The following is a 13947-nucleotide window of genomic DNA, read 5'->3' on the forward strand; positions in this document are numbered from 1 at the left end:
ACTGAGGAGAGCTTTCCTATGTCAGGCCCGAATTCCTGCCCCATCGCGTCAGATTTCGACTTCCTCGATGCGACGCTGAATCTCGAGCGTCTGCCGGTCGAGGAACTCGCCGCGCTGCGCGAGTCCGAGCCCGTCCACTGGGTCGACGTGCCGGGAGGCACGGGCGGCTTCGGTGACAAGGGCTACTGGCTCGTGACCAAGCACGCGGACGTCAAAGATGTGTCCAAGCGCAACGACGTTTTCGGCAGCTCACCCGACGGTGCCATCCCGACGTGGCCGCAGGGGATGACCCGAGACGCGATCGATCTGCAGAAGGCCGTCCTGTTGAACATGGACGCGCCACAGCACACCCGGCTGCGCAAGATCATCTCCCGTGGCTTCACCCCGCGCGCCGTCGGGCGCCTCGAGGACGAACTGCGCAGCCGCGCCCAGAAGATCGCCCAGACCGCCGCGGCCGCAGGCACCGGGGACTTCGTCGAGCAGGTGTCCTGCGAGCTGCCGCTGCAGGCCATCGCAGGCCTCCTGGGCGTGCCGCAGGAGGACCGCGACAAGCTCTTCCGCTGGTCCAACGAGATGACCGCCGGTGAGGATCCCGAGTACGCCGACGTCGACCCCGCCATGTCTTCGTTCGAGCTCATCACCTACGCGATGAAGATGGCCGAGGAGCGGGCGAAGAACCCCACCGACGACATCGTCACGACGCTCATCGAGGCCGACATCGAGGGCGAGAAGCTCTCCGACGACGAGTTCGGCTTCTTCGTCGTGATGCTCGCGGTGGCAGGCAACGAGACCACCCGCAACTCCATCACCCACGGCATGATCGCGTTCTCGCAGAATCCCGAGCAGTGGGAGCTGTACAAGAAGGAACGGCCGGAGACCGCCGCCGACGAGATCGTCCGCTGGGCCACGCCGGTCTCGGCGTTCCAGCGCACCGCGCTGGAGGACGTCGAACTGGGCGGGGTGCAGATCAAGAAGGGCGAGCGGGTCGTGATGTCCTACCGCTCGGCCAATTTCGACGACGAGGTCTTCGAGAACCCGCATTCCTTCGACATCATGCGAAACCCCAATCCGCACGTCGGTTTCGGCGGCACGGGCGCCCACTACTGCATCGGCGCGAATCTCGCCAAGATGACCATCAACCTGATCTTCAACGCCATCGCCGACGCGATGCCGGAAATGAAGCCGATCGGCGAACCGGAGCGGCTGAAGTCGGGGTGGCTCAACGGCATCAAGCACTGGCAGGTTGACTACACCGGCAAGTGCCCCGTCGCCGGGGCTCCGGCGGATCACGCCTGAGCAGCACTGATCAGCGCAAGGCTCAAGGAGGAGTCGAGTGGATTTCGGTCTCGATGAAGGGCAGCAGGCTGTCGCCGATGTGGTGACGTCGGTGCTGGACCGCGACAACAGCTGGGAGGCACTGGTCGCCGGTGGCGTGCCCGCCCTGGCGGCGCCCGAGCGTCTCGGCGGCGATGGCCTCGGTCTCGCCGAGATCGCCACCGCGCTGACCGAGATCGGCAGGCGCGGCACGGTGGGCCCGGCGCTGACCACGCTCGGCGCCACGGCGGTGCTGCTCGATCTGGCGTCCGACGCCCAGCAGGATCGTTACCTGGCCGGCGTCGCGAAGGGCTCCGTCCTGGCGCTGGCAATGAGCGAGCCGGGCGCGCCGCTGCCGGATCGGCCGTCGGCTTCGCTGGCAGGCAACAAGCTCAACGGCACCAAGGTCGGCGTGGGCTATGCGGGACAAGCGGATTGGATCGTCGTCACCACGGACGCCGGCGTGGCGGTCGTGCCCGGTGACGCCGACGGACTGACGGTCACCAAGACGCCGACGTCGAACGGATCCGACGAGTTCGTGGTGTCGTTCGTCGATGTGGCGGTCGACGACGCCGACGTGCTGGAGGCGACCACCGCGCGCCGGGTCGACCAACTGGCGCTGGCCGTGGTCGGCGCGTTCACCGCGGGCCTGGTCGCCGGCGCGTTGCGGCTCACCGCCGACTACGTCGCCACCCGGGAACAGTTCGGCAGGCCGCTGTCGACGTTCCAGACTGTGGCCGCCCAACTCTCGGAGGTCTACATCGCCTCGCGCACCATCTCCCTGATCGCCAACTCGGTCGTGTGGCGGCTCTCCGAAGGCCTTGACGCCGATGACGACCTGGCCATCCTCGGGTACTGGCTGACCTCCCAGGCGCCGCCCGCGATGCGCACGTGCCATCACCTGCACGGCGGCATGGGTATGGACATCACCTACCCGATGGACCGCTACTACTCGTCGATCAAGGACCTGAACCGGCTGCTGGGCGGTCCGACTCATCGTCTCGACCTGGTGGGAGCGTAAATGGGGCGAGCGAAGCGACGGGAGAAATAATGTACATCGAGCTGACGCCAGAGCAGCGGCAACTGCAAGCCGAACTGCGGCAGTACTTCTCGACGCTCATCACGCCCGAAGAGGCCGAGGCGATGGAGTCCAACCGCCACAACGAGGCCTACCGCGCGGTCATCAAGCGGATGGGCTCCGACGGCAAACTCGGGGTCGGTTGGCCCAAGGAGTACGGCGGGCTGGGGTTCGGCCCGATCGAGCAGCAGATCTTTGTCAACGAGGCCAACCGCGCCGACGTCCCGCTGCCACTGGTGACGTTGCAGACCGTTGGCCCGACGCTGCAGGTGTACGGCACCGAGGAACAGAAGAAGAAGTTCCTCCCCGGAATCCTCTCCGGTGACATCCATTTCGCGATCGGCTACTCCGAACCCGACGCGGGCACCGACCTCGCGTCGCTGCGGACCACGGCGGTGCGTCGTAGGGACGAGGCCGGCGACTATTTTATCGTGAACGGCCAGAAGATGTGGACCACCGGCGCCCACGACGCCGACTACATCTGGCTGGCCTGCCGCACGGACCCGGAGGCCGCCAAGCACAAGGGCATCTCGATCCTGATCGTCGACACCAAGGATCCGGGCTACTCGTGGACCCCGATCATCCTGTCCGACGGCGCCCACCACACCAATGCGTCCTACTACAACGATGTCCGAGTCCCCGCCGACATGGTCGTGGGGGAGGTGAACGGCGGCTGGAAGCTCATCACGACCCAGCTCAACCACGAGCGGGTCGGCCTCGGTCCCGCCGGGCGCGTCGCGGGCATCTACGACCAGGTCCGCGATTGGGCCTCCAAGCCGGGCTCGGACGGTGTCACGCCGATCGACCACGCCGACGTGCAGCGGTTGCTGGCGCAGATCAAAGCGATCTGGCGGGTCAACGAACTGCTGAACTGGCAGGTGGCGTCGTCGGGAGAGACGATCGCGGTCGCCGACGCCGCGGCCACGAAAGTCTTTTCCACCGAACGTATTCAGGATGTGGGCCGGTTGGCCGAGGAGATCGTCGGCAAGTACGGCAACCCGGCCGATCCGGAGACCGGCGAGCTGCTCGACTGGCTGGACAAGATGACCAAGCGCAACCTGGTGATCACGTTCGGCGGAGGAGTCAACGAGGTGATGCGCGAGATGATCGCTGCGGCGGGGCTGAAGGTTCCGAGGGTTCCGCGGTGATGAGAGCCTGCGCGAAGAACAGAGCATCACGATGAGTGTGGACGACATCAAGGCCGCGGCGGACCGCGTCAAGGCCGAAGGTAAGAGCAAGCCGCGCACCGGTCGCCACCCGGTCAACCAGCCGATGGTCGACCACTGGCTCGACGCGATGGGCGACAAGAACCCGATCTACGTCGACGAAGAGGCCGCGAAGGCCGCGGGCCATCCCGGTGTCGTCGCACCGCCCGCGATGATCCAGGTGTGGACCATGATGGGGCTCGGCGGTGTCCGCCCCGACGACGACCCACTCGGCAAGATCCTCGAATTGTTCGACGACGCAGGCTATGTCGGTGTGGTCGCCACCAACTGTGAGCAGACCTATCACCGATATCTGCGCCCCGGCGAGGAGGTGAGCGTCGCCGCCGAACTGACCGACGTCGTCGGCCCCAAGCGGACCGCGCTCGGTGAGGGGTTCTTCATCACGCAGAAGATCACCTGGCACTGTGGCGACGACGAAGACAGCCCAGTGGCCGAGATGCTCTGGCGGATAATGAAGTTCCGGCCGGCAGATCAAGATGCGCCCGCCTCGGCGGTGCCCGAGGACCTCGACGCGGCCTCGATGATGCGGCCGGCGTCCTCGAAGGACACCAAGTTCTTCTGGGACGGCGTCAACGCGCACGAACTGCGCATCCAGAAGCGACCCGACGGCAGCCTGCAGCACCCGCCGGTGCCTGCCCTGTGGGCCGACGCTGGGAAAGATGTGGAGCCGTCCGATTATCTGGTCGCCAGCGGGAACGGCACGGTGTTCAGCTTCGTCGTGCACCACGCGCCGAAGGTGCCCGGCCGCACGCTGCCGTTCGTCATCGCGCTCGTCGAACTCGAGGAAGGGGTGCGGATGCTCGGCGAACTTCGCAACGCCGACCCGGCCAGCGTGGAGATCGGAATGCCGGTTCGCGCAACGTACATCGACTTCCCCGACGGTGACTCCGGCCCGGCGTGGACGCTCTACGCGTGGGAGCCTGCGAAGTGAGCGCCCCGGTGGCAGAGGTCGGGACCAAGCTTCCCGAGCTCAAGCTCTACGGCGACCCGACGTTCATCGTCTCGACGGCGATCGCGACGCGCGACTACCAGGACGTGCATCACGACCGGGACAAGGCGCAGGCCAAGGGGTCCAGGGACATCTTCGTCAACATCCTCACCGACACCGGTCTGGTGCAGCGCTTCATCACCGACTGGGCCGGCCCGACCGCCGTCATCAAGTCGATCGGTCTGCGGCTCGGCGTGCCGTGGTACGCCTATGACACCGTGACGTTCACCGGCGAGGTGACCGCCGTCGACGGCGACCTCGTCACTCTGAAGGTAACCGGCAGCAACAGCCTCGGCGATCACGTGATCGCCAACGCGACACTGACCCTCGGAGGTGCCGCATGAGCGACGGCCTGTCCGGCAAGGCGGCGATCGTCGGCATCGGCGCCACCGACTTCTCGAAGAACTCCGGCCGAAGCGAACTGCGGCTGGCCGCCGAGGCGGTGCTCGACGCACTCGACGATGCGGGTCTCACACCGGCAGACGTCGACGGCATGGTCACGTTCACCATGGATTCCAACACCGAGGTCGCCGTCGCACGGGCCACCGGGATCGGGGAGTTGAAGTTCTTCTCCAAGATCCACCACGGCGGCGGGGCGGCCTGCGCGACGATCCAGCAGGCCGCGATCGCGGTCGCGACCGGTGTCGCGGAATGCGTTGTGGCATACCGCGCCTTCAACGAGCGGTCGGGAATGCGGTTCGGCCAGGTGCAGATGCGGCTGGTCGAGAACGCCGATTCCACCGGCGTCGACAACTCGTTCTCCTACCCGCACGGGCTGTCCACCCCCGCCGCCCAGGTGGCGATGATCGCGCAGCGTTACATGCACCTGTCGGGGGCGACCAGCAAGGACTTCGGAGCCGTTTCGGTGGCCGACCGTAGGCACGCGGCCAACAATCCGAAGGCGTATTTCTACGGCAAGCCGATCACGATCGAGGAACACCAGAACTCGCGATGGATCGCCGAGCCGCTGCGGCTGCTCGACTGCTGTCAGGAGACCGACGGCGGCGTCGCGGTCGTCGTGACGACACCCGAGCGGGCCAAGGACCTCAAACACCGGCCCGCGGTCATCGAGGCGGCCTCGCAGGGGTCCAGCCCCGACCAGTACTCGATGGTCAGTTACTACCGGCCTGAGCTGGGTTTGCCCGAGATGGGGCTGGTGGGTAGGCAGCTGTGGCAGCAGTCCGGGCTGACACCCGCAGACATCCAGACCGCGATCCTCTACGACCACTTCACGCCGTTCACGTTGATCCAGCTCGAAGAGCTCGGATTCTGTGGGCAGGGCGAGGCCAAGGACTTCGTCGCCGACGGCGCGATCGAGATCGGTGGCCGGCTGCCGATCAACACGCACGGCGGCCAGTTGGGCGAGGCCTACATCCACGGCATGAACGGCATCGCCGAAGGGGTGCGCCAGCTACGCGGCACCTCCGTCAACCCCGTGCCTGACGTCGAGCACGTGCTGGTGACCGCCGGTACCGGCGTGCCGACATCGGGTCTCATCCTCGGTTGAGATGCCTGGCAACAGCGCCCTCGAGCAGGTGTTGCCGCACCGGCTGCCTGATGCGACGACAGAGCCCCGACAGCGTTCGGTGGGGTCATCGAGAGATTTGATCGCTGACGGGGTGATCAGGGGGCGGGGATTGCCCACCCCCTGATCAGTGGTTGTCGGTTAGACGCCGCCGCTCCCGTCCGAGCCGGAGGAGCCACCGCTGCCGTCGGTGCCGCCGGTGCCGTTCGCGTCACCGCCGTCACCCCCGTCACCGCCGAGACCGCCGGTGCCGGTATCGCCGGTGCCACCGCTGTCACTGTCGGTGCCGTCGGTGCCGGTGCTGCCGCCGGACAATGGGCCGCTGCCGCCTGTACCGCCGTCAGCGCCGGCCCCACCGGTGCCGGCGTCACCGCCGTCACCTCCGTCACCGCCGTCACCGCCGTCACCACCGAAACCGCCAGCGCCGTTCGCGTTACCGCCGTCACCGCCGTCACCGCCGTCGGTGGCGTCTCCGCCGTCACCGCCGTCACCGGCCTCACCTGCGGGCCCGCCGTCACCGCCGGTGCCGCCAAACAATCCACTGCCGCCGCCGGCCCCGCCGGCCCCGGCGTCACCACCGGTTCCGCCGGCACCGCCGTCACCGCCGGTGCCACCTGTACCGCCGTCACCGCCTAGGTCCGGGGTGGTTGGGATGCCGTTGGCGTTGCCGCCGTCACCGCCGTCACCGCCATCGTTGAGGGCGTCACTGCCGGCACCGCCGTCACCGCCGCTGCCGCCGGCACCGCCGTCACCGCCGTCACCGTCGAACCAACCGCCGTGACCGCCGTCACCGCCGTCACCGCCGTCACCGCCGGTTAGCCCGACTAGGCCGTCTACGCCAGCACCACCGGTCCCGCCGTCACCGGCTTCATTGGGCGCCGTGGTGCCGTTCGAGTTGCCGCCGTCACCGCCGTCACCGCCGTCGGTACCGGTCCCGCCGTCAGTGATCACCTCGTTGGGGGGAACACTGTCGCCGTCCTCTCCATCAACAGGCTCGCCAGTCGGAACGCCGGCGTCTGCACCGGCGTAGCCGTCACCGCCGTTGCCACCGTTGCCGCCGGCGCCACACGACAGCCATCCAGCGTCGCCGCCGCTACCGCCGTTACTGCCGTCGATAATCGTGGCGTTTCCATCCGCCCCGTCGCCGCCGTCGCCCCCGTTGCCGCCGAACAACCCGGCCTTGCCGCCGTTACCGCCATCCACTCCCGCCACGGTCGAATCCCAGCCGTCGCCGCCGTCGCCCCACAGCAGCCCGCCCCTTTGGCCGTCGGGGTCTCCCTCGATGCCGTCGACGCCGTTACAGACCAGCCCGCACGAGTTGAACACGGTCGCGAAGAAACCCGCGCCGCCGCCGACACCGACGGACGAAGCCGTCGACGCGGATTTGGAATCCGATCCGCCATCGATCCACCACCAGAGGACGTCACCCTCTGGGGTCAGCGGAGGGGGTGCCAGCACTGAGCCGAAGGACGCGAGTTGAATATCCGGGTTTGCGATTTTCGACATTTGAGCACCCGGAGGGGCGGCCAGCAGGACGCCGACCCCGACCATCGCCGCTCCCCCGACTCCCGTCGTGAGATATTGGCGAGCCGAGAGTCCCGGACCACGCGACTTCTGATGCCTGGCTTTGCAATTTTGCTGCTTCTTCTTCATTTCCGTACCCCGTTCTTTTGTGCGATTGGGGCGCTCAAGAACTGCAGTCTTTGAGGCGCTCCGAATAGTTGGAACCGGGCCACGCAGCGGATGATTTGGGCGACCGCTCGGCGGAGGGTCCGGTGCGATCGCATCGCCCGAACATGGTCGAGCGACGGTCCAGCATGGACGCATAAGGCGGTTCGCTGGCCGCGGGTGGCGCGCGAGCAGGGTGACCTCGTGGCCGATGAAGATTTGCGAATGCAACGGATGCGGGATCTATCTGGGATCGGCTAGCCCCCCGACCTCGACGGTTATTCATCCGAACCATCGCCTCTGCCTTCCCCGACGCTCACTCCGCGCTGGGGTTAGAGCAAGCAGACAAATTCTATGAGTTTGCTGAAATCACTGTCAACCGTAAAGGTTCGATTTCAAGCAAATCGCAGGCTGTCACAACGGTGCATCACGCGCTGGCCCTCCCTCTTCGCGAACTGGTCGTGCAACGCAGGCACGGCTTCCTGCGGTAGGCGCGCGACAAAAATGCCGGTCACATGGTTGTTGACCGCCCAACATCTCAGCGCCGAGACGCTCCATCTGATTTCCTTGCTGTGATCGATCCTTCAACGGGTGCTATCCCGAAACCCCACACACTGGTACATTTCTGGCAAGGGCAACTGAGGGCTCGGTCGCCTACAGCAGAAACTTGCTATAGCAATAGTTAGCGAATATCAGCACTCCATGAGCTGGCAGTCGGTAAGCCCCTGCCGAGGACCCCAAGGCGCTCTACGTCCGTGAGTCGCGAACCATGACGGCTGCTGAACTGCCACCGGACACTGGGGGCGGCGATCTCGTGGATGCCGCACGGATGAGGACCCCAAGCGGCGACCGCCCATCATCGACGCGATCAAGGCGCGACAGTATTCGAGAGGTCAGCTATCGGATTCCGAGGTGCAAGCCGGTAACCCTGTGATGACCCGCGACGCGTCTAAAGACGGACGTGAAACCACCGCCGACGTTGCGAGCGCGAGCAGAGCAGTCCCTTGGGCATCGTCCCCAAGACGCGCGGCGTCGACCGGGGAGACCTTCGCGGAAAGTGGTTCAACAGCGGGGATCTGGTCATTCGCGGTGAGGACGCTCTGCTGTATTCGCATGGCGGCGCCGACGAACTGCTGAAGATGTGTGGTGTGCGAGCGCATCACGCTGAGGTCGAGGCGAAATCGAATACCCACTCTGCGGTGCCGACGCCACCGGCGAACGGCTCTGGCGCCGCGCGCCTATTACCCTTGGCAGGATGAGCTCCCTCGAGCCGGACCCCGATGACGCCAGCACCGGGCCACTGCACCTCGAGAAGGTGCGGGAACGGGCTGCAAGTCCCGGGTACAGCCGTTTCGACGCGCCGCTGTCGGTGAATCCGCGCCCGGTGCACAACGACCGCAGACCCGTCGTGCTGCTGGCGGCGGCGGCGGTGGTGGCCCTCGGCGTGCTCGCCTGGCTGTTCTGGCCATCGGCGGATGACTCCGCGGAGTCGGAAGGCGTCACAACCACGACCACGCAGACGGAGTCGCCGCAGGAGGCGGAAGGCCGGTTGATGGGCATGCTCCCGAAGGGTTACGCACCCGACGCGTGTGAAGGTGTCGTGCCGCCGAAAGACGCCCTGGCACAGGTCAGTTGCACCCGGAACGCGGACGCGGGCGGCCCGCTGTCGGCCACCTACACCCTGGTGAAGGACGACGAATCGCTACGCGCGATGTTCGACGGTGTGGTCAGCGCCTCCTCGGTCGTGAATTGCCCGGGCAACATCCAGTCCCCGGGTCCGTGGCGCCGCAACGCGACGCCGCAGCAGGTGGCGGGCACGCTGGTGTGCGGCTTCCAGCAGGGCAAGCCGACGGTCGCGTGGAGCACCGACGCCGCATTGATGGTCAGCGAGGTGCAGTCAGGACCCCAGGGGCCGAACATGGTTCAGCTGTACACCTGGTGGGCGTCGCACTCCTGAGGACCCGAGCCCGCCGTCAGGCGGGCGGCGCGGGAACCACGATCGTTGTCGTGGGCGCGGCCCCTGCGGGCAGCGGCGTGCCCGCGCTGCCCTCCGGAGCGACGGCGGCGGGCACCGGTGTCGGGACGGCCTCGCCTGCCGGGGCGACGCCCTCGGGCAGCGGTGTGCCGGAGCTACCCTCGGGCAGCGGTGTGCCCGAGCTTCCTTGCGGCAGTGGCGTGCCGGAGCTACCAGCCGGCATCGGCGTGGCGGTCGGCATGGAAGCGGGAGCGGCCTCTGCCGGCGTCTGCGCAGCCGGATCCGCACCCGGGGCAGGGGTGGTGGTCTCGGCCGCTGCCGGGGCCTCACCGGTTTCCGAGGCGCCCGAGGCCTCCGAAGGCGAAGTGTAGGTCTGTGCCTGCGACGAACCGCTGCCGGTGGCCGGGGCCGGAGGCGGCTCGACCCACAGGAGCAGATCGTTGCCGCCTGCGTTGTAGACGACGCTGTCGGGCTTCTCGCCGGTGACGTCGAAGTAGATCTTCCCGCTCGTCTTCTGGCCCTGCGTCAGCGTCGACGGGTTGACACCCTGCGCGGTGGCGACACCGAACAGCACCCGGTAGGTCTCGCCGTTGTGGGCCCGCGCGTTGAGGTTCGAGACGATGGGCGTGGCCGAACCCGAGATCGCCTCGTCGGTCGCGGTGGCTTCCCACAGCGTGCCGGCCGGCCGGTACGGGATGGTGTCGGTGCTTGGCTTGAGGCCGGTGACGGTCCAGTGCTGGACGACGCTGCCGTTGACTAGTTCGGCCGGCTGTCCCAGAGTCCGAACCTCTACATCGTCAGCCGAAGCGAACGGTGCGGCTGCGACCCCGAGGGCGGCTGCGGCGGCAGCGGTCATGGCGGTCATTGCCGGCTTGATCTTCACGTGATGCCTCCTGGATTCGTTGAGCGAGCAGCGAGGTTTCCCCCCGAGGAAACTAGCAAATCGGCTGCGGTGCCGGGCGCAGCCAGCGGGAACCTGTCGAGCGTCATGCGGTCGGCAACCGAAAATCGACTGTCCCACAGGCGAAATGCGACTCCTGGCAAACGTCCCTGCGGCGGCGCGGACGGGGGTCGGGGCTATGATCGCCCCATGTCAGACACCACGCCGGGCTGGATTGCCCCTGCCGCGCTCGTAACAGCCGTCATCGCCGTGGCTCTCGCGGTCTGGGGACTGGTGCGCTCATCCTCGGATGCCGCTCCGGCGGCCGGCGCCGAGCAGACCGCTGAGGCCAAGGCGGAGGTCTGCGCGGCGTTCGACATGGTGCGCAACGCGGTGTCGCTTCAGACCAATGCCGACTTGGGCAAGGACCGGGTGGCCACGCAGGCGGTGGCCGCCAACGCCCGGTTGGCCACCCTCGGCGGCGGGCAGTTCCTGCTGTCCCGCCTCGACGCCGCGGTGCCGTCCGACCTGTCCGATGCGGTGCGTGCGTTCGCGAACAACCTCGAGTACCTCGGGATGGGACAGCTCGCGGGCATGGCGGGAGACGACCCCGCGCAGACGAGCCGCCTCAACGACGCTCAGGCCAGCGCCACCCGCGTCGGGGAGCTCTGCAAGTAGGCCGGGTCAGGCCGGGACGAACTCGACCCCGGCCAGCGCCACGGCATCGTCGCGGTCCGGGGCGGTCACCACGGCGCTGAAGCCGCCCTGCGGATCAGTGGAGTTCTTCCAGACGCTCACGCGCAGCGTCTCGCCGGGGAAGACCACGCCCGCCATCCGTGCGCCGTAGGACTTCAGCCCGGCGACATCGCCGTCGAGCAGGTTGTCTACCAGCGCCTTGCAGGTCATGCCGTACGTGCACAACCCGTGCAGGATCGGGCGCGGAAAGCCTGCTGCGGCAGCGAAATCCGGATCAAAGTGCAGCGGGTTGCGGTCCCCGCACATCCGGTACAGCAGCGCCTGCTGGGGCGAGGTCGGTATGGAGAGCTCCAGGTCGGGCGCCCTGTCGGGTGCGGCCGACGACCCGGAGGGGCCACGGTCGCCGCCGAACCCGCCTTCACCGCGGGCGAAGATCGACCGCTTCTGCGTCCACAGCAGCGCGCCTTCGGGGTTCGTCACCGTGGTCTCCGACCAGATCACCGCGGCCTTGCCCTTGTCCCAGATCTCGGTGAACCGGGTCACGGCGGTGCCGGTGCCCGACGGTGGGATCGGCCCCGGCACGGTGACGGCCTCGCTCGCGTGCAGCACCTTGCTCAGCTCGATGTCGATACCGGGGAACTTCACCGCAGGTGGCTCGGTCATGTGGAAACTCTGCGCGACGTTGCCGAACGTCGGAAGCACCTGCGGGGTGTCGTCGGTCAGGTAACGCAGCTCGCGCTTGTCCATCGGGTTGCCGCCGGCACCGAGGCCGAGGTGGTAGAGCTGGATATCGCTACTGGTCCAGGAGAATTCGACCGGATCGAGTTCAGCGCCGATGGCTTCGTCGAGGTTGATGGGCACGGCTATTCCGCTCTGTTGGATTCGATCGCTCGCGCGGCGGTGGCGAGGTGCAGTGCCGCAAGATACCCGAAGGTCATCGCGGGGCCGATGGTGCCCCCGGGCCCCGGATAGGTGTGGCCCATCACCGGTGCGCTGACGTTACCGGCGGCATAGAGACCCTCGATGATCGTGCCGTCGTCGCGCAGGGCACGGCCGTGCACGTCGGTGACGACGCCGCCCTTGGTGCCCAGGTCGCCGGGGACCATCTTGGCCGCGTAGAACGGCGCGTGGCTGATCTCGCCGAGGTTGGGGTTCGGCTTGTTGGTGGGATCCCCGTAGTAGCGGTCGTAGGCGCTTTCGCCTCGCTTGAAGTCCTCGTCGACGCCGGAGCGTGCGAAGCCGTTGAACCGGTCGACTGTGGACTTCAACGCGTCGGCGGGCACGCTGGTCTTGGCGGCCAGCTCATCGAAGGTCTGGGCCGAGACGATGACGCCCGACTCCATCCACTTCTTCGGAATCCGCTGTCCCGGTTGCAGTCCCGCGAAGATGTACCGATCACGGTATCGCTGGTCGAACACCAGCCAGGCGGGGATGTTCTCACCCGGCCCCGGACCCTGTCCGTACTGGCCGCCGTACATGTGGTGGCAGGCCTCGACGTAGGGCATGGACTCGTTCATGAACCGCTTGCCCGACATGTTGACGATGATCGAACCGGGGGAGTTGCGCTCCGAAAGTGCGAACCAGGGCGCGTCCACCAGTGGCACCGTCGGGCCCCACCACGCGTCCTCCATGACGTCGAGTGCGGCGCCCAGTTTCTCGGCGGCCAGGATTCCGTCGCCGGTGTTGGCCTTGGCGCCGACCGTCCACTCGGTGGTGATCGGGGCGCGCTGATACTTCACCCGCATCTGCTCGTTGTGCTCGAAACCCCCGCAGCCGAGGATCACGCCGCGGCGTGCCCGGATCAGTTGCGGCTCGGCGCTTTCCGGTGCGTCGGCGGGACGCACATAGATGCCACGGACGACGCCGCCCTCGACGTAGAGGTCGGTCAACGCGGTGTTGAGCAGCACCGGCACGCCGGCCTTCTGCAGGCCGATGCGCAGCGGGGCGATCAGCGCACGGCCCATGCCGACGAGGTTCTTGCCGGTGACCTTGCCCCACGTCGCGCGCACGCCCACCTTCAGGCTGCGCAGCACACCGCGCGGATGACGCTTGAGCTGGTTGAGCCGGACGTAATCCTGCTGCAGGACGACCATGTTCATCGGGACCTTGCCGTACGGCGGCTCGAGGCCGGGCAGGTCGGCGCCCAGTTTGTTGGCGTTGAACGGCTTGGGTTCCACCGACCGGCCCGACGCCTTGCCGCCCGGGGTCTCGGGGTAGTAGTCGGAGTAGTTCGGCACCCAGCACAGCTTCAACGGCGAGTGCTTGAGCACGAACGACAGCATCTCCGGCCCGCGGTCCAGGTACGTGTCGATCTTCTCGGCAGGAACCACGTCGCCGATGATCGTGTGCAGGTAGGTGCGGGCTGACTCGGCAGTGTCTTTGACACCGTCACGCTTGAGGATTTCGTTGTTCGGGATCCACACGCCGCCACCTGACCGCGCAGTGGAACCACCGTAGTGCGGGGCCTTCTCGACGACTACTGTCGAGAGGCCCTGGTTGGCAGCGGTCAGAGCGGCGACCATGCCGGCGGCGCCGCTGCCTACCACGACCACGTCAAACTCCCGGCACTCCTGCTCAGTCATGTAGAACACGTTATA

The 13947-nt window shown here is 67.3% G+C and carries 13 protein-coding genes; 9 read left to right on the plus strand and 4 right to left on the minus strand.

What is annotated here, in order from left to right:
* The first annotated feature begins 18 nt into the window (after positions 1-18).
* The 6 genes from H7I57_RS13840 to ltp2 are packed head-to-tail and all read left to right on the plus strand — an operon-like array spanning position 19 to position 6113.
* On the plus strand, positions 19-1296 hold the full coding sequence (locus tag H7I57_RS13840) for a cytochrome P450 (protein ID WP_264024117.1): 1278 nt from the start codon (positions 19-21) through the stop codon (positions 1294-1296).
* 37 nt (positions 1297-1333) lie between these two features.
* On the plus strand, positions 1334-2335 hold the full coding sequence (locus H7I57_RS13845) for an acyl-CoA dehydrogenase family protein (protein WP_264024118.1): 1002 nt from the start codon (positions 1334-1336) through the stop codon (positions 2333-2335).
* A gap of 29 nt (positions 2336-2364) precedes the next feature.
* Entirely contained in the window at positions 2365-3540 is a 1176-nt protein-coding gene (fadE29, locus tag H7I57_RS13850; protein ID WP_264024119.1) for an acyl-CoA dehydrogenase FadE29, read from the plus strand.
* A gap of 31 nt (positions 3541-3571) precedes the next feature.
* The gene (locus H7I57_RS13855; protein ID WP_264024120.1) at positions 3572-4549 is read left to right on the plus strand and encodes a bifunctional MaoC family dehydratase N-terminal/OB-fold nucleic acid binding domain-containing protein; all 978 of its coding nucleotides are present in this window, start codon (positions 3572-3574) and stop codon (positions 4547-4549) included.
* Positions 4546-4950 carry a MaoC family dehydratase gene (locus tag H7I57_RS13860; protein WP_264024121.1) on the plus strand — a complete coding sequence of 135 codons (405 nt, stop codon included), beginning with the start codon at positions 4546-4548 and terminating at the stop codon, positions 4948-4950. Before H7I57_RS13855 ends, H7I57_RS13860 begins: the two co-directional genes overlap by 4 nt.
* Positions 4947-6113, plus strand: a complete 1167-nt coding sequence (ltp2, locus tag H7I57_RS13865) for a 17-hydroxy-3-oxo-4-pregnene-20-carboxyl-CoA lyase (RefSeq protein ID WP_264024122.1) — start codon at positions 4947-4949, stop codon at positions 6111-6113. Before H7I57_RS13860 ends, ltp2 begins: the two co-directional genes overlap by 4 nt.
* 159 nt (positions 6114-6272) lie before the next feature.
* Here ltp2 and H7I57_RS13870 read toward each other — a convergent pair whose 3' ends face one another.
* The gene (locus H7I57_RS13870) at positions 6273-7637 is read right to left on the minus strand and encodes a PGRS repeat-containing protein (RefSeq protein WP_264024123.1); all 1365 of its coding nucleotides are present in this window, start codon (positions 7635-7637) and stop codon (positions 6273-6275) included.
* Positions 7638-8803: 1166 nt separating this feature from the next.
* Between H7I57_RS13870 and H7I57_RS13875 the strand changes: the two genes are divergently transcribed.
* Both H7I57_RS13875 and H7I57_RS13880 read left to right on the plus strand, forming a co-directional pair.
* The gene (locus tag H7I57_RS13875) at positions 8804-9058 is read left to right on the plus strand and encodes a hypothetical protein (protein WP_264024124.1); all 255 of its coding nucleotides are present in this window, start codon (positions 8804-8806) and stop codon (positions 9056-9058) included.
* Positions 9055-9756 (plus strand): hypothetical protein, encoded by a 702-nt coding sequence (locus H7I57_RS13880; protein WP_264024125.1) that lies wholly within the window; start codon positions 9055-9057, stop codon positions 9754-9756. Before H7I57_RS13875 ends, H7I57_RS13880 begins: the two co-directional genes overlap by 4 nt.
* Positions 9757-9772: 16 nt before the next feature.
* Here the strand turns inward: H7I57_RS13880 and H7I57_RS13885 are convergent, their stop codons facing one another.
* A complete protein-coding gene (locus H7I57_RS13885; RefSeq protein WP_264024127.1) occupies positions 9773-10657 on the minus strand; it encodes an MPT63 family protein in 885 nt (294 codons plus the stop codon).
* Positions 10658-10864: 207 nt separating this feature from the next.
* Here H7I57_RS13885 and H7I57_RS13890 point away from each other — a divergent pair, with 207 nt between their 5' ends.
* Positions 10865-11332 carry a hypothetical protein gene (locus tag H7I57_RS13890; protein ID WP_264024128.1) on the plus strand — a complete coding sequence of 156 codons (468 nt, stop codon included), beginning with the start codon at positions 10865-10867 and terminating at the stop codon, positions 11330-11332.
* Between the two features lie 6 nt (positions 11333-11338).
* Here the strand turns inward: H7I57_RS13890 and chsH3 are convergent, their stop codons facing one another.
* Positions 11339-12211, minus strand: coding sequence for an enoyl-CoA hydratase ChsH3 (gene chsH3, locus H7I57_RS13895; protein ID WP_264024129.1), 873 nt, complete (start codon positions 12209-12211; stop codon positions 11339-11341).
* 2 nt (positions 12212-12213) lie between these two features.
* Complete coding sequence (gene kstD / locus H7I57_RS13900; protein ID WP_264024130.1) at positions 12214-13932, minus strand: 3-oxosteroid 1-dehydrogenase; 1719 nt, start codon at positions 13930-13932, stop codon at positions 12214-12216.
* Positions 13933-13947 lie beyond the last annotated feature (15 nt).

It is taken from the genome of Mycolicibacterium pyrenivorans (assembly GCF_025821625.1).
In the GTDB taxonomy this organism is placed as follows: Bacteria; Actinomycetota; Actinomycetes; order Mycobacteriales; family Mycobacteriaceae; genus Mycobacterium; species Mycobacterium pyrenivorans.